Below are 17126 nucleotides of genomic sequence, written 5' to 3' on the forward strand. Positions count from 1 at the left end.
AGTTGCGCTTTGCGCTCTATTAAGCAATTCGCCTTTGTCAATAAGGTCTTTATCCCTGCTATTCAGGTTATGTCTTCAGTCAAAATAACCATAAACAATCAGGCTCATACATTCGATGTAGAACCCGATATGCCCTTACTGTGGGCTATTCGTGATGTAGTTGGCCTAACCGGCACCAAATTTGGCTGTGGTATTGCGCAGTGCGGAGCCTGCACGGTTCATCTTGATGGTACGCCCATTCGTTCGTGCAGTTTTCCGGTTTCGGCAGCAGCCGGGCATAAGATTACGACCATCGAAGGAATCTCTAAAAATGGCGACCATCCCGTTCAGAAAGCCTGGATCGAACATCAGGTACCCCAGTGTGGCTATTGCCAGTCGGGCCAGATTATGTCGGCCGTAGCGCTGCTGAAGCAAACGCCCAAACCAACCGACGCAGATATTGATGCTGCCATGCAGGGCAACATCTGCCGGTGCGGTACATATAACCGCATACGTGAGGCAATCCATACGGCATCGGCCGAGATGGCCACTACTCCTAAAGCTCCGAAGACTACTCCCAAAATTGGCAAACGATGAGCAACAAACTGACACAAACAGCCATTGATCGCCGGGGTTTTCTGAAAGCGGCCGGTTTAACAGGTGCCGCTTTTGCGCTGGGTTTGCCCGCATCATCACAGGCAATTGCCGGACCCGTATTGAATGTGAGTGGTTTGCCCGAATCGGTCGAACTAACGCCCTTTGTGTTGATCGAAAAATCGGGACGCATCACCATTATGAACCCCCGGCCCGAAATTGGCCAGGGTACCTACCAATCGGTTCCAGCGCTAATTGCTGAAGAGCTGGAAGTTTCGCTCGACAACGTAGTTATTAAACAGACCGGAGGTGAAACCAGGTACGGGGGCTTATGGTCGCAGGCAGTTGGTGGTAGTGGTTCCATTCGGGGTGGCTACACGCAAATGCGGAAAGTAGGTGCTTCGGCCCGCGATATGCTTATTACGGCTGCCAGCCAGCGGTGGAACGTGCCTGCCGACGAATGCTACGCGAAGGAAGCAACAATTATTCACCGACCAACGGGCAAAAAACTAACGTATGGCGAACTGGCCGACATAGCCGCAAAGCTCGATGTCCCGAAAGATCCGAAACTAAAAGATCCGACCGATTTTAATATTCTGGGTAAACCAGCCCCTCGTCCCGACACACCGCTGAAAGTGACCGGACAGGCTATGTTTGGCATCGATGCCAAGGCTCCCGGCATGGTTTACGCATCTATCGAGCGTTGCCCCGTGTTTGGCAGTAAGCTTGTTCGTTTCGATACGGCACAGACACTGAAGGTAAACGGTGTTAAACAGGTGGTTAAGGTTGAGCGCGTAGTTGGCAAAAATCGATACGAAGGTGTAGCCGTTGTTGCCGATACCTACTGGGCTGCGCTCAAAGGCCGAAAAGCCCTGAAAGTGCAGTGGGATCATCAGGGCAACGATTCATTCAATAGTGCTGCCTTTGAAAACCGGCTACGCGAATTAGCGAAAACCGAGGGTGTAGCAGGCCACAGCGCGGGCGATTTTGGCCAGGCATTTGCCGATGCGCCAGTAAAACTTGATGCTTTCTATGAAACCCCTATAGTAAGCCATTCAACAATGGAGCCAATGAATGCGCTGGCCCATTACCAATCTGGCGACAAAATAGAGCTTTGGGTTTCCTCGCAAGGGGGCGATCTGGTGAAAGACGAAGTAGCCAAAGTTCTGAACGTCCCTGCCGACAATATTACCGTTCATATTATGTTCAATGGCGGTGGTTTTGGCCGACGGCTAACCCAGGATTTTGCCACCGAAGCAGCTCTGCTATCAAAAACCATTGGCAAACCCGTTAAGGTTGTCTGGACTCGCGAAGACGACACAACGCTTGGCCCTTTCCGCCCCATGACCTATTCAGCCATGCGTGGGGCACTGTCGAACGATGGGCAGGCCATAGCCTTTGAGCATAAAGTAATTTCGCCATCGATCGATGCCACGATGAGCGAAACATTCGACAGAGCCAAACCCGACGGCACCATGCTCGAAGGCACCAACGAGCAGAAATACGAAATACCGAATCTGAGTACGCGGTATGTTCATGCCGATATTCATATTCCACTCACGTATTGGCGATCGGTCACCAGTTCTACACTGGCTTTTTCGCACGAGTGCTTTCTGGACGAAATGGCACACAAAGCCGGGAAAGATCCAATGGATTTCCGGCTGGCAATGCTCACCAAAGAGTCAGATACGAAACGCGTGCTGACCAAACTGAAAGAATTATCGAACTGGGATCAGCCGTTACCGGCCGGAAAAGGACGGGGCGTTGCTCAGTGGGAGTTTTTTGCTGGCCTGGCCGGGCAGGTTGTTGAGGTCTCGAAAAACAAGAACGGTGGCATAACCGTTGACAAAGTATATTGCGTAATAGACCTCGGAACCGTTGTTAATCCCGATACTGTGAAGGCTCAGGTTGAAGGCGCTATTGCCATGGCCCTCACAGCCGCCACCAAAGATGGTATAACCTTTAACAAAGGGCAGGCTGTTCAGGCAAATTTCGACCGGAACCGCATGCTCCGTATTCATGAAATGCCAGCCGTTGAGGTGCATATTCTGGCCGAAGGCGGTCCTACAATAAAAGGCGTTGGAGAGCCTGGGCTACCGCCATTGGCCCCCGCATTAGCCAATGCTATTTTTGCAGCAACTGGCAAACGTATCCGGCGGTTGCCAGTCGATTTGGAAAAAGTATAAATGAGTTTATGGTTTAAAGTTTATGGTTTCGTTAAGGTCATGAATAGGCGAAGCAACCATAAACTTTAAACCATAAACCATAAATAGGAATACTCAAAACCATGAAAGAAATCGTCCGTATTGTTGAGGTTTTTGAGCAGATCGACTTCACAAAACGTAAAGCCGCTCTGGCAACTGTTGTGTGGGTAGAAGGATCGTCGTATCGGCGGCCGGGAGCGCGTATGCTCATTACCGACGATGGCCGATGGGAAGGCGCGATCAGTGGCGGTTGTCTGGAAGGGGATGCATTGCGAAAAGCCCGGCAGGTAATGCTCGATGGTGCCCCCATTGTGGTTACCTACGATACCATGGACGACGGTGCCAATAGTTTCGGGGTCGGTTTAGGCTGCAACGGAATTATCGACATCCTGATTGAACCGATCGATCCTAACGATGACCAAAATCCAGTTGCACTTCTGAAAGAGTTCACGCAGAAACGCGATGTTCGGGTTTTGGCTACCGTTATTAACAGTGACGAAGCCAGTACGCTCAAACCCGGCCACCGGTTCGTTCTGACCGAGGAAGCAACCAATAGTATACCGAATTGGTTAGCACCAACTATGCATCAGGTACTCCGTAGTGGTAAACCACTTACGCAGTCATACGCCGTTGCAACCGGATATGCCGATATGTTTCTGGAACGTATCGACCCAGGTATCGAGCTGGTCATTTTTGGTGCCGGTTACGATGTAATTCCAGTGGCCAAACTAGCCCGCGACCTCGGCTGGCAGGTTACCGTTACCGACGATTGCATCGCTCATTTATCACCGAAACGCTTTCCTGTAGCCACCTGCGTTTTATATGCCGACCGCGAAGCCGTTCTCGATCAGCTTACGATTACCAACCGCACAGCCGCCGTGCTGATGTCGCATAATTTTCATTACGACAAGGCCGTTTTACAGGCATTGCTTGCTACCGATGTGCCCTATATCGGTATGCTTGGCCCCCGCAAACGTTTCGACAAAATGCAGGCCGAATTCAAAAAAGACGGCTATCAGTTTTCAGAAATGTCGCTCAATCGCGTACATGCCCCTATTGGCCTTGACATGGGAGCCGAAACGCCCGACGAAATCGCCCTATCGATTATGGCCGAAATAAAGGCTTTCTTCACAAACGGGTCAGGCGGTTTTCTGAAAGACAAAGATGGTCCCATTCATGAGCGGCTGGTCAGAGCGCATACAGCCTTTGCCAGCTCTGGCAACTAATGCTATAGACAAAAGCTATTCATAAGCTCATAAATAGCACTTTAAACTCCTTTTAATGTCGTACCTTTGCGCCCGAAATGGCACGACTCTTAGCAATCGACTATGGCGCAAAGCGAACCGGCATTGCCGTAACCGATCCGTTGCAACTTATTGCATCGGCTTTGGAAACGGTGCTATCGCACGAATTGCTCAAGTATCTTAAGACCTACACAGAACGGGAACCAGTTGAAGCGTTTATAGTTGGATTACCCAGACGGCTAGATGGTACCGATACCGACAACACCCCCCGTGTTCGGAAGTTCGTCGTTCATTTACAGAACGCATTTCCCAATATTCCCGTTTATTGGCATGATGAGCGTTTTACATCGGCAATGGCACTACAGGCCATGATTGCTGGCGGTAGTAGTAAAAAAGATCGGCGCGAGAAGGGCAACATCGACAAAGTCAGCGCTGCCATTATTCTCCAGTCATATATGGAAAGTAAAAAGTAGAACCAGGATTTTCGGGATTCGACAGATTCATCTGATTAGGCACCAGGAAGCAAAATCGTATCAATTTGCTAAATCCTGAAAATCCAGGTTCAGACATTAAAGGTATGATTCTCCCAATAATTGCCTACGGCGACACAGTTTTGCGGAAACGGGCTAAGGAAATAGAACCCGGCAGCATCGACGTAAAGAAATTAAGTGAAGATATGTTCGAAACCATGTATGCGGCTTCTGGTATTGGCCTGGCAGCTCCGCAGATTGGTCAGAGCATTCGAATGTTTGTAGTCGACGGCGAACCGCTCAATGAGGATGAACCGGAAGAAGATATTGATAAAAGCCTGATTGGCTTTAAAAAAGTCTTTATTAATCCTGAAATTATTGAAGAAGCAGGCGACGACTGGGGCTTTGAAGAGGGCTGTCTTAGTATTCCCGGTATTCGGGGCGAAGTTTTTCGGCCCGAAATTGTGGTAATTCACTACTTCGATACCGACTGGAACGAACACGAAGAAGAATACGACGGCATGGCCGCCCGCATTATTCAGCACGAATATGACCATCTCGACGGTAAGTTATTTACTGATTATCTGCCTCCATTGCGTCGGCAGCTTATCCGGAAAAAACTTTCCGATATTACCAAAGGAAAAACCGACGCCGAGTACCGAATGAAGTTCCCGAAGTGATAATGAGCAGGGATTGTGGGGATGTTCCAGACTATCCCTGCAATCCCTGCCATCCCCGCTCTTATGCACATCACCCTCCTCCAGACGAATCTGTACTGGCACGATCCGGTAGCGAACCGGGCCATGCTGGAGGAGCATATCTTTTCGTTGCCGGAGCCAACCGATCTGATTGTCTTGCCCGAAATGTTTACGACGGGCTTTACGATGGATGCGCCCGCGGTTGCCGAACCGATGAAGCTAACCACATTTCGGTGGCTCAAACAAATGGCTGCACAGACAGGCGCCGTTGTTACGGGTAGTTATGTGGTGCAGGAAGGTGGCCAGTATTTTAACCGACTCATCTGGATGCAACCCGATGGCCAATTCGACAGCTACGACAAGCGTCACTTGTTTCGGATGGCGGGTGAAGACAACGTATACACGGCTGGAACACGACGAATCATTAAAGAATGGAAAGGTTGGCGCATCTGTCCGCTCATTTGCTATGATTTGCGATTTCCGGTATGGAGCCGCAACCGCAGTGCCGACTCTACCGATTTTGACTATGATCTGCTGCTCTATGTTGCTAACTGGCCTGCTCCCCGGCGCATGGCCTGGAATACGCTTCTTCAGGCCCGAGCCATCGAAAATTTAAGCTATGTTGCGGGTGTCAATCGCGTAGGAGCCGACGGCAACGGCCATCCATACACAGGCGACTCTGCCCTCATTGATTTCAAAGGTGATCTGCTGGCCCGGCATACCGATGTTGGCGCAATTCATCAGCAACGTTTGTCGCTGGAAGAGTTACAAACGTTTCGAGCGAAGTTTCCAGCCAATCTCGATGCCGATGCATTTACGTTATTAGGTTAAGAATCATTCCTCTCCCAGCGCTTAAAATAGTATTAATTTTCAAGGATTTGTCGGTATAAAACTGCTTTTACGAGTTATTAGTAGCAGCATTAACTTATTATAACTACATATCCTCCATCATGAAAGCCTTTGTTCTACTGGTATCGTTTACATTATGTAAGCAACTTACTACTTATAGCCAACCGTTCCAGCGTTCGATAATACAGGATGAAAAAGGCAGGCTGATTACCGTAGAAACGGGCAGAATTATTGCCCCAAATCCGACACGTTATTTGGGCACGGCATATCTGGGCAATACCGTCTGGCATCAGGGGTCATTATTGTACAGAAATCAGCGTGAGTTGCCAGCTCAGATTGCTTACAACATTATGCTCGATGAGATTTACTGGCGCTTAGCTGATTCAACCGAAACCAGTATGGCGTTGCCCGACGAGTTTATGTTTGAAGGGAAGCATTTTATTAGCGGTCAACGGAAGCCTCTGGGTATAAATCGGGTAAGTTATTTTGAGCTTTTGTATGATGGTCGCACTAAACTTCTTTGCAAATGGACCAAACAGTTGCGGCTTATCGACCCTAAACTATACTCTTTTCGCACACCGCCAGAAGACCAGTTTCGGGGCAAATACGTTATGTTTCGCGAATTCTATTTGCAAAAAGAAGGCAAACGGCCAAAATTCATCGTCCCGAGCGAATATACACTCAGTCGCGAACTTCCCAATATGGGCATAGAACTAGCCAATTTTATTGCCTCTCACGAGCTAACCGACGAAATATTAATAGAAGCTCTTATTCAATATGACCGGCGGCAGGCTACTTTCAAACAGAGTCAATAATTCGCGGGCGCTTTCCAGGGTAGTAAACGATTTATCCAGTAGTTGCTCATCAGCCACTTGTTCGTGCTCCCAGGTAACCGAAAAAGGAATGTGAATTGCCCGGCAACCAATATGCACAACCGGCAAAACATCGGACTTGAGCGAATTGCCGATCATGATAAATTCGCTGGGTTGCAGATTGTATTTTTTCAGAATACTCAGATAAGCCTGTTCGTTTTTCTCGCTGACAATTTCAACGTGCTTGAAATAATGACCCAGTCCCGAACGGGCAATTTTACTTTCCTGATCAAACAGATCGCCTTTGGTCAGCACCATCAGATCGAAGTGATTCGAGAGCGTTTCCAATACTTCCTGAACACCATCGAGCACTTCGATTGGGAAATCGAGCAACTCCCGGCCTACGTCAATAATCTGCTGAATTTCGGAGCCCGTTATAGCTCCGTTGGTAAGTTCGATACCCGTTTCGATCATCGATAGAATAAAGCTCTTTGCTCCGTAACCAAATACCCGCAAATTGCGCATCTGTGCATCATAAAACCGCTGCGACAGAATTACGGGATCAACATGATGAGCCATCATTTCGAATAGCTTATCCTTTACGTTGACATAGTTGGGTTCATTGACCCATAACGTATCATCGGCGTCAAATGCGATCAGTTTCATAGTGGTAGCTGGTTTAATCTTAGTCAATAGTAATTTGTCATTTGTCATCGGCCATTCGTTTTCCAATAACAAATGACCAGTAACAATATCAACGGTTCAACAATTTACTCATTTGTCGGCTAACCACAATTACTCCGTTATCCAATTAGTCAATTAGCAGCCCTAATCAAAAATTTGATTTGCGTCACATTATCGAAATACCCAATTTGCCAACCGTTCCCTAACGATATTATTCCTGTTACCTTATGCAATTTACCGAGCAAGACCAGAACCAGATTACCGCTCAGGGCATCGCCACTGAGCAAATCGACGAGCAGATAAAGTATTTTGTTAATGGCTTCCCATTCCTGAACGTCATCAAAGCCGCTACCATCGGTGATGGCATCATACGAATCGATGAAGATCAGTTAGCAACCTATATTCACCGGTTCGATGAAGCTACTGACGAAACAGACCTGGTTAAATTTGTACCAGCGTCTGGAGCCGCAACCCGTATGTTTAAATCGCTGTTTGCAGCCCTGGATGGTAAATCGGATAAAGCAACGGATGAAGTATTTGCCCGCCTGACCGACTTCGCTTTTTATGAAGACCTGAAAGCGGCAATGGCTGCCAACGGGAAGGATCTGGAAAAAGCCGTTTCTGAAAATGACCGCCAGACGGTTCTTCGCTTTCTGCTCACCGACGAAGGCCTGGAGTACGGTAGCCTGCCTAAAGGGCTATTGAAATTCCACCGTTATACCGACGGACCGCGAACACCGGTTGAAGAACATCTGGTTGAAGGAGCTGCCTATGCCAACTCCAACGGCTTGGTTAAAATCCACTTTACGGTTTCGCCCGAACACCGCGATCGCTTCGAAAAATTAATCGCAGAGCAAAAGGCCGATTATGAAGCCTGGCTGGGCGTTACATTCGAGATTAGTTTCTCCGAGCAAAAAAAATCGACCGATACCATTTCCGTAAACCTGGACAATTCGCCATTTCGGAACCCCGATGGCTCGTTGCTATTCCGTCCGGCTGGCCACGGTGCACTGATTGAAAACCTCAACGATATCGATGCCGATATTGTGTTCATTAAAAACATCGACAATGTTGTGCCCGACGAGATTAAGGAACCGACAGTTACCTATAAAAAAGTTCTGGGCGCGGTACTGCTCGATGCTCAGCAACAAATAGCCCGTTTGCAGGGCCTGTTGTTGGGCAATGTAGACGACGTTAGCGATGGCTATCTGGCCGAAGCCGATGAACTGTTCCGGCGGACATTGTTTACCCTTCCTCCCGATGGGTTCGACAAGCTGTCGAAAGCCGAAAAAATAGCCTATTTCCGTAAGAAACTGGATCGCCCAGTGCGTGTTTGTGGCATGGTGAAAAACGTAGGCGAGCCCGGCGGTGGACCATTCTGGGCCAAAAATCAGGATGGGTCGGTATCGTTACAGGTTGTCGAATCGGCGCAGATCGATCTGGCTAATCCAGAACAGAAAGCCATTTTCGACGGAGCAACCCACTTCAACCCGGTCGATCTGGTCTGTGGTCTGAAAGACAGCCAGGGCAACAAATACAATCTGGTTAATTACCGCGACCCTCTAACGGGCTTTATTACAGCGAAGTCGAAAGACGGAAAAGACCTGAAAGCACAGGAGTTACCTGGTCTATGGAATGGCGCGATGGCCGACTGGAACACCATCTTCGTTGAGGTTCCATTAATTACCTTCAATCCGGTCAAAACAGTGAACGATCTGCTTCGGAAAGAACACCAGCCCGAAGAATAAACAAAAAGGGATCGGCAGTTGCCGATCCCTTTTTGTTTTCCTATAAAAAAAATACGCTGTCATTAGCCTCAAAAACGGTTGCCAATTAACTAATGACTGATTCGTTAAGCAGACATTTTTGCCGATGCTTCTGCCAGTTCAGCAGAACCTGCCCCAATAGGAATCTCTTTGGTTTCAAGCGATTCGGGGCTTTGGAATGTGAGCAGTGACGTATTTTCATATACGCCGAGGTTTGCATCCCGAACACGCTCCATAATTGGTTTCAGTGCACAGGTTTCTTCATCGGCGCAATCGTCGCATTTTACGTAGAAGTTAAACGATACGCAGGGGGTGGGTGCAATCGGCCCATCAATAACCCGCAGCACCTGCGCCAAATTGACACGCCCCGGATCAATGCGTAACAAATAACCTCCTCCTTTTCCTTTCTGGCTCTGTAGAATGCCATGATTGCGCAATTCGAGCAGAATAGCCTCCAGAAACTTTTTAGGAATATTTTCTTTCGCTGAGATATACGAAATCAGCACTGGGCCTTTCCCGTATTCTTCAGTTAAAACCTTGAGGGCCTTAATGGCATACTTAGCTTTCTTTGAAATCATTTGTTACGGTGACTTTAGGGTTTGACAACATTAATTGTGTAGCTGCATGGGCTATATAAGCGAACAAAGGTAACAAGTACTTAAGTGTCAGGCAATTTTTTAGTGATTTCCCCCTAAACGTTAACCCGATACCTGCAACAAACCGGGTCAAAGAAGCACCTTCTTATAGCCGAAACAGTGCACTACTCTCTTAAAGTTCAATAGAGTTAATTGGGTGTTAGACGTGTATTTTTTGTTCAAGTAACAAAAAAAGTACAGTTTCTCTGGCTTTTTTTGCTCTCTCCTACCCTACTTCTGAAAAGCTTGATTGCCAAAAGAAAGTCTGGCCAAATTGCCTGCCTCATTATCTAATGCTTGCCATAAAACGCTGCCGTTCAGCGAGCCACCCCAATCATCACGCGTTTTTATAAAGAAAAAAGCCGGTGCAAAGCCCCGGCCCTTTCGTGCGACACCAATATGAAAATTAATTTGACGGCTTAGTTATAAGGCGTATTCTGAGGATCCCAGTTAGCCCAGCCTTTGGTCCAGTCGGTTGTTCCGAATGCTCCAATGAAGGTTTCTTTGGTAAAGAATGCATCAGCGCCTTTGCCATCCCAAATTGCTCCTGACAATAGCGGAGAACCTGACTGAGGCAAAAAGCTAGCCCCACCGCTCAGGTTGAATGTTTGCGCATTTAACAACAGCGTAGCCAGACTTGCACTCGGAATGATCTGGTTTTTATAAGCAGCTGTGTTGAAGAACGTAATAGCTTGGTCGTTGGTAATTGACTGGGCTCCGCGAACCGGAGTTGTTGAGTTGGCAACTACTACACCGTGCAATTGTAATGCCCCGCTCGTTGCGTTATCCAACGTGTTGGTTGTACCAGTCTGAGCATCCAGACGTAAGCCTTCAGGATAACCAACCATAATTGAGTTGAAAATGCTCAGGCTGGTGTTCCGACGAAGGTGCATAGCCGACTGGTATGGACCGCTACCACCCGATGTATTTCCGGTTGGAGGAGTACCAGCCGTCAGGAAGTTACTCATGTTGGCAAACACAGCAGCCGTTAACGGCAGACCAGCATTTGGGCCAGTTGCTGGCGCACCAGGGTTAAAGTTATCAGACTCAAAACCATTTGAACCCGATTGGTCAGCTACATTTGGGTCACGCAATGAAACCCCATACTGAACTTTACCCGAATAGCCCCAGTCGGTATCCCAATCGTCGTCCCAGGTTCTGTAGGCAATCAGGTTTTTCATGTTAACCGTCCCACCAAACCACTCGTAGGCATCATCGCCCGAGTAGGAAACCTGAATGTGATCCATGGTTGTACCAGCCCCAACACCATATAGCGAGATCCCGTTAATTTCACTATTAGCCAGCAAAGCAATACCCCCAAACTCAACGCGCATATATTGCATTGTGCCCGAGTTATCATTTACGTCGCTATAGGTACCAACTGTTCCGGGCAGACCACCTTCAAACGTTGTAGCACTTGGCTGGTTGATAGGCGCTTTTCCAAATAGAGCAATCCCCCCCCAGTCGCCATAATTCCGGGCCCCGGCAGGCTGATTAGATGTAAAGACAATCGGTGCATCGGCTGTACCAACGGCCATCAGTTTAGCACCGGGACGAACAATCAGGGTAGCTCCACGCTGTTGACCAGAAGGATCATCAGCTTTGCCGGCTCCTTTGATAATCGTTCCAGCCTGAATCGTCAATGTTGCGTTGTTATCAACGATAACAAAACCTTTCATTAGGTAAATATTATCTGCGGTCCAGGTTTCATTGGCGGTAATACTACCCACTTTCGTAACAACTGGTCGATTGCTTAATGAGAAAGACACAGAGCTAGTTGCCGTCTGGCCACCCGTTGATACAGTGATAGGTCCATTTTGAGCGCCCGAAGGAACTGTAACTACTAATTGTGTGGATGTTGCCGAAATAATCGTGGCAACTGCATTGCCCGTAAATGTTACTGTGTTGCTCGACGGTGTCGAATTGAATAATGTACCCGTGATAGTAACCGTGCTACTAATCGGAGCCGATGTGGGATTAATACCCGTAATACTCAACACTGCTGCTGGCTCATCGTCGTTTTTACACGCAGTGAACGCTACCGTGAGCCCCAGTAATAGGAGCAATGAATACTGCCAGTTTCTAAGAAATTGCATAAGTAATTGGGTTGATTGACTCGTTAATTAGCGGTGATTATTAAGGTATTATCATTCGGCGGCCAAACGTGTAAACTGCGCTTATTGTATAGTAACTACCACGTTTGAAGCGACGAATAACCTGATCGGCATTGGCCGTTTGTGAAGTTACGTCGCTGCCAATTTTGCCATCGCGATTGAAGTCCTGCGCAAAACGAACAGGCTGATTGAGAATGTCCTGAATGCCCAAACGCAGCTCGATTTTATTGTTGAACTGTTTCGTAATATTCAAATCCACTACGTTACGAGGCATTTCGTAAACCGTTGGGTTCTGAATGTTTCCGACCGTGAAAATCCGCTGTCCAAAAACGTTATATAGAATATTAGCCTGCCAGCCCGAGTTAGGCGCGGTATAATATGCACCTAGGTTGATCAGATAGGGCGACTGCCCTGCCAGAGGCCGCTCAGAATCCGTCGAGTTGCGATATTCATTGATCTGTCCACTCAGGTCTGGTGCAGTAACCACATCCCCTACAGTGATCTTACTTTTGATCAGCGACACGTTACCAACAACTGACAGGTTTTGCAGGAAGAGGCTGGCTGAGTTCGCAAACCCTTTGCGGACTTCCAGTTCGACCCCATAGTTCTGAGCCGATTTGCTATTGAAGTAAGTATAAGCCAGTGTATTGGTCTGTACCAGCAGCAGGGCCTCAATTGGCTTATTGAAATGCTTGTAGAAACCCGTTACCGAAATCAGTTCGTTTGGCGAAGGATAAAATTCCCACTTTGCATCAACGTTTTGGATCGTTGCGGTGGTTAGCGTTGTATTACCCTGAATATCAGCCAGCAGGTTGAAGTCGTAATAACGGAATGGTGCCAATTCCCGGATTTCGGGACGGTTTACAGACGACGAATAAGCGAACCGAAGGTTTGTACGATCACTTAGCTTATAGGTAAAGTTAAGCGAGGGTAGTGGGCTAAAGATTTTGTTCGAGGCCAGTTTGCGATCAACATTCTGCAACGTGGCTCTGATTGTCTGGTCGTTATATTCGCCCCGAAATCCGATTGTCAGATTTGCTTTCGGTCCGAAATAAACATCCCCCGACACATACCCTGCCAGATAACTATTGATCCCCCGGTATGAATCCAGATCCCGGGTTCCGTCTAGAATCGTAAATCCGCCGTTTTCTCCACTCTGTCCGTTCACATACTGCGGATCGAAAGCCGTACCCAGGCTCCGCTGTTTAGCAATCAACGAGGGCGATACATAGCCATAAAAACGGGCAGCATAATCGCGGTTCTTACGTTCACCATATACACCAAACCGAATACGATTCGGTTCACGATCGGTTGGGTTACCAAATGTATGCTCGCCATTGGCAATAGCCGATACTACATATTCGTGCAGTTTTGAATAGAAGCGACCTGCTTCGCTGGCAGTTGCATCGTTAGGCGCTACAATCGTAAATGGCTCGGTAGAATCTAAAGGACGTGTATAACGAATCCGTTTCCAGTCAGGCTCCCACCGACCGGTATAGCCAAAACTACCGATCCAGTTAATTTTCGTCAGTTCGCTAATTGAATGCTCACCGGCCAGTTGCGTCGTTAAAATACTACGATTCTCGAAACGCTCAGAGTAACTCTGTACATCGTTACTATTGGCAATATCCTGACCCGTACGAACAACCGTTTCAGTTGTGCTTAATTGGTTATAGAGCGTTTTCCACTCTAACGTAAATCCGGGTGAAAAGCGAGCCGACCAGTTATGGAGAATACCCAGACGCGTAGCCCGGGCGTAATTGGCATCATTATAATTCGAAGCAATCGAGTTCGCTACCGTACCGTTGTCATACAACTTAAAAGCGATGTTAGCGACCTGATTAGTCATCGCATAGTTAATGCTGGTCAGATTGCTAATACGAACATTTCCAATATCGAACCGGCGGCCAGTGTTGAAAGCAAAGCGAATGTCGGGCATTACCGATACATCTTTCAGCCCCCAGGTATTTGGTAGAAGTCGGCCGTAGGCAGCTCGCTGGGCAGGATTTAACGCATCAAAACTTGCTGCATTTTTCGGAAAACTACTCGGAAGCTGCTGATCGGCGCTCCATAAGCCTAACCAGTTCAGGCCACTACGACTGTGCGACTGCACATTGGCAAACGTCGTATTGGCACGGTAGCCAATTGTCATACCAGCATCCGTAAAATTCTGATCGGGACGACGTTTGGTATATATTTTAACAACACCGCCCGCAAAATCACCCGGCAAATCGGCAGATCCCGACTTGAAGACAATCATCCGGTCGATGATGTTGCTCGGTACCAGATCGAATGAGAACGAACGAGTGTCCACTTCGGTCGAAGGGGTAATCACGTCGTTGATCAGTACGGAGTTGTAGCGGGCAGCCAATCCGCGAATCAGTACGAAGCGATTGTCGACAATACTCACGCCCGGTACCCGGCGGATAGCTGCGGCTGCATCGCGGTCCTGCGATTTCACAATTTGCTGAGCCGAAATACCAACTGCAATGGGTTTGAGTTGTTTGATCTCGGTGATAACGGCTACTTCGGTATTGGTTGCCCGATTGGCCCGAACCACAACTTCCTGTAGCGATTTGCCTTCTTCGTCGAGTTCGGTGTCGATGGCTGTCGTATTGCCCGATTCGACCCGTACGTTTGGAATTTCTTTCGATTGATAGGATACGTATGAGATAACAACTTTTTGCGTTCCGGCAGGAACATTGGCAATTGAAAAACCGCCGTTAATGTCGGTCGTTCCTCCCAGTTGTGTACCATCGATTCGAACAGTACAGCCAATCAGTGCTTCTTTTGTTTTACTATCTTTAATGGTACCCCTAACGGTACCTGTCTGCGCCAGAACGGCGGTAGAGAAGAGAGAGAAGAGAACAATAATTAAATTTCGGTTCATATTAGTAGTATTGGAGTCGCTTATAAGCGACGCAAAACTACCTGACCAATGTTACGCCAACGTTACGCCAATGTTACGCTTGAATTACATTTAAGGCTTAGCATAAGGCCTTAAAATCCAGAAACTTAACCATTCCTTAACAGAGTTAATAATATTCTGCCAGAACCTACTATCGAACCGATATACTGTTGTTTATTAATAGTTTATCTACTGATTATTCGGCAATGCCATTTGCCCGTTTGCTCGTTTCGGCCGAACCATTTGTCCAGAATCCATTAACGAACCAATATATGATCTGGTCACCTTTCACCAACAAAAAGGTTGGAATCTGATCCGTTTCGAGGGGTTGTGCCGGTAAATCGCCATCGTAGAGAATATGAACGGGAGTATCCAGAAAGTGGGCCTGTGGTTTCTGCCGAATCCGAAACGCAACGATCCCCTGCTGATGAAGTGCCAATAAATCCAGCTTTTTCAGTTCTTCAACCGACTCCAGTGTATCAGCATATACGCGGGCCGGAATCAGCCTTAAACCAGTAGCGTCGATTTCTTCCAGGCCCGAAAAAATCGACAGGTCGCCAATATCGTCGACAACACCTTTATATCGAAAATCGGTGGCATTCGTAATATTTTTCTCGGTATGATTGATACCAACATCAATCATAATATCTCGCCCTTCCTGGTGGATTGTTGCATTCCGAACCAGCACATCAAACAAGGGGCGACCGTTTTCCGGAATGGCCTGATACTGTGTAGTATCTTCCTGCTGATACGATTTATCGGCGATCGCCTGAAGCGCCGTTAGAATAGCAACAAAATTCAGCCGCCGGATCGCCATTTTTTCAACATCGCCTTTGTAACCCCCCGATTCGATCAATATGAGCGTTGTGCCCCATTTCTGAATATTGTCGCCAAAGGCGCGTGGTTCAAACTCATCATCGTAGCGGGCTACCTGCCCCGGCACAAACTGTTGCAGAACCCGATTCATACCCACAATGAGTTGCATCGACCGTTCGCGCACGTCATTTATGTTCCGGTCTTCGTCGTAGGCCGTAGCCAGAAACGACACCACTGCCTGCTTGCCCGTTTTCCCGACGCTGTAGCGAGGGTTCTGATCGTGCAGATTGAAGCCAACCAATGGTTGCAGGGTCTGCTGAAGCGATTTCAGCAACGCGCCTTCGGGTGTTTGCAGCCGTAGTGCATCCCGATTCATATCGATCTCAGTTGCCGTTCGACGCTGAAACCGTTCTGCACCATCAGGATTCAGCATTGGAACAAAATACAGCGTATTGTTAGTCAGAATCGACTGACGCAGGTTATCGAAGCCATCGTTTTTGGCTTTCAGAAAATTGAAAATATCGAACAGGGCCATGGTGGCCGTGGCTTCATCGCCGTGCATCTGCGACCAGAGCAGCACCTTGTTGGGGCCTGTACCTGCCTTTACCTGATAGATGGCACGCTTCTCCAGCGACTCTCCTACCCGACTGACCGTAAATAATTTCTGGTCTAAGGCATTAATCAACGGAACAATATCTTTATGCTTAAACCGTCGAAACGTGAAGTTTTTTTCTTTGTAGGTTTCGTGCGCATCATACAAACGGTGTGCGCTATCCTGAGCCTGAGCAGCGGTCGAAATCATTAGTAGTACTAGCAGAAATACCGGTAAAGCAGATTGTAGAGCAGAGCGATTCGTATCATGTATGACCCTTTGCATTCTCACCGGTGTTAAAGTTTTTGTCCGATTAATAAACCTCCCATCGAAGCCAGGAGGCAACAAGTCACATTTAAGCCAATATTCAAAAAAGCAAATCCGGTTCGACCATTTTGTAACAACACAACCGTATCGTAACTAAAGCTCGAAAAGGTACTGAGGCCACCACAAAATCCAACCCCAATCAACAGCCGCATTTCATCGCCAGCCATGCGGACCATTACCCAACCAGCCACAGCGCCAAGAATGGCACTTGCTACCACATTAACGATCAGAATAGCCATCGGAAACGGAGAGCCCATGAGTGTGGCCGGAATCAGTCGCCCCGTCAGATAACGCAACAAACTTCCGAATCCTCCGCCAGCAAAAACCAGCAGGTAAGGATGGGTCAGCAGGGTTTTCATATAGGCAAACTTACGAAAAAACAGCGATGGAGCGGGTTTAACCAACAATTGCCTGCTTTCTGAAGGCATTTTTTC

14 protein-coding genes are annotated in these 17126 nt (G+C 47.8%); 8 read left to right on the forward strand and 6 right to left on the reverse strand.

What is annotated here, in order from left to right; genetic code table 11:
* Nucleotides 1–69: 69 nt before the first annotated feature.
* The 7 genes from WBJ53_RS31755 (at nucleotide 70) to WBJ53_RS31785 (ending at nucleotide 6853) form a co-directional block, all read left to right on the forward strand.
* On the forward strand, nucleotides 70–576 hold the full coding sequence (locus WBJ53_RS31755) for a (2Fe-2S)-binding protein (protein WP_338873904.1): 507 nt from the start codon (nucleotides 70–72) through the stop codon (nucleotides 574–576).
* Complete coding sequence (locus tag WBJ53_RS31760; protein ID WP_338873906.1) at nucleotides 573–2759, forward strand: molybdopterin cofactor-binding domain-containing protein; 2187 nt, start codon at nucleotides 573–575, stop codon at nucleotides 2757–2759. Before WBJ53_RS31755 ends, WBJ53_RS31760 begins: the two co-directional genes overlap by 4 nt.
* 101 nt (nucleotides 2760–2860) lie before the next feature.
* The gene (locus tag WBJ53_RS31765; RefSeq protein WP_338873908.1) at nucleotides 2861–4003 is read left to right on the forward strand and encodes an XdhC/CoxI family protein; all 1143 of its coding nucleotides are present in this window, start codon (nucleotides 2861–2863) and stop codon (nucleotides 4001–4003) included.
* A gap of 77 nt (nucleotides 4004–4080) precedes the next feature.
* The gene (gene ruvX / locus WBJ53_RS31770) at nucleotides 4081–4494 is read left to right on the forward strand and encodes a Holliday junction resolvase RuvX (RefSeq protein ID WP_338873910.1); all 414 of its coding nucleotides are present in this window, start codon (nucleotides 4081–4083) and stop codon (nucleotides 4492–4494) included.
* 104 nt (nucleotides 4495–4598) lie between these two features.
* The gene (def, locus tag WBJ53_RS31775) at nucleotides 4599–5171 is read left to right on the forward strand and encodes a peptide deformylase (RefSeq protein ID WP_338873912.1); all 573 of its coding nucleotides are present in this window, start codon (nucleotides 4599–4601) and stop codon (nucleotides 5169–5171) included.
* 63 nt (nucleotides 5172–5234) lie between these two features.
* Complete coding sequence (locus WBJ53_RS31780) at nucleotides 5235–6020, forward strand: amidohydrolase (RefSeq protein WP_338873914.1); 786 nt, start codon at nucleotides 5235–5237, stop codon at nucleotides 6018–6020.
* 119 nt (nucleotides 6021–6139) lie between these two features.
* Nucleotides 6140–6853 carry a hypothetical protein gene (locus WBJ53_RS31785; RefSeq protein ID WP_338873916.1) on the forward strand — a complete coding sequence of 238 codons (714 nt, stop codon included), beginning with the start codon at nucleotides 6140–6142 and terminating at the stop codon, nucleotides 6851–6853.
* Here the strand turns inward: WBJ53_RS31785 and WBJ53_RS31790 are convergent.
* Nucleotides 6794–7516 (reverse strand): HAD family hydrolase, encoded by a 723-nt coding sequence (locus tag WBJ53_RS31790; protein ID WP_338873918.1) that lies wholly within the window; start codon nucleotides 7514–7516, stop codon nucleotides 6794–6796. The genes WBJ53_RS31785 and WBJ53_RS31790 overlap by 60 nt on opposite strands.
* Before the next feature lie 245 nt (nucleotides 7517–7761).
* On the opposite strand from WBJ53_RS31790, the gene WBJ53_RS31795 reads away from it, so the two are divergent.
* Nucleotides 7762–9282, forward strand: coding sequence for a DUF4301 family protein (locus tag WBJ53_RS31795; protein WP_338873920.1), 1521 nt, complete (start codon nucleotides 7762–7764; stop codon nucleotides 9280–9282).
* A gap of 104 nt (nucleotides 9283–9386) precedes the next feature.
* Here the strand turns inward: WBJ53_RS31795 and WBJ53_RS31800 are convergent, their stop codons facing one another.
* The 5 genes from WBJ53_RS31800 to crcB all read right to left on the reverse strand — a co-directional run bounded on the left by WBJ53_RS31800 (nucleotide 9387) and on the right by crcB (nucleotide 17120).
* Complete coding sequence (locus WBJ53_RS31800; protein WP_338873922.1) at nucleotides 9387–9878, reverse strand: Rrf2 family transcriptional regulator; 492 nt, start codon at nucleotides 9876–9878, stop codon at nucleotides 9387–9389.
* Between the two features lie 476 nt (nucleotides 9879–10354).
* Nucleotides 10355–12031: an IPT/TIG domain-containing protein gene (locus WBJ53_RS31805; RefSeq protein WP_338873924.1), complete on the reverse strand. Its 1677-nt coding sequence runs from the start codon at nucleotides 12029–12031 to the stop codon at nucleotides 10355–10357.
* Between the two features lie 40 nt (nucleotides 12032–12071).
* Entirely contained in the window at nucleotides 12072–14939 is a 2868-nt protein-coding gene (locus WBJ53_RS31810; protein ID WP_338873926.1) for a TonB-dependent receptor, read from the reverse strand.
* A gap of 214 nt (nucleotides 14940–15153) precedes the next feature.
* Complete coding sequence (locus tag WBJ53_RS31815) at nucleotides 15154–16575, reverse strand: M14 family zinc carboxypeptidase (RefSeq protein ID WP_338873928.1); 1422 nt, start codon at nucleotides 16573–16575, stop codon at nucleotides 15154–15156.
* 86 nt (nucleotides 16576–16661) lie between these two features.
* On the reverse strand, nucleotides 16662–17120 hold the full coding sequence (gene crcB / locus WBJ53_RS31820) for a fluoride efflux transporter CrcB (RefSeq protein ID WP_338873930.1): 459 nt from the start codon (nucleotides 17118–17120) through the stop codon (nucleotides 16662–16664).
* Nucleotides 17121–17126 lie beyond the last annotated feature (6 nt).

Origin of the sequence: Spirosoma sp. SC4-14 (genome assembly GCF_037201965.1) — a bacterium.
Lineage (GTDB): Bacteria > Bacteroidota > Bacteroidia > Cytophagales > Spirosomataceae > Spirosoma.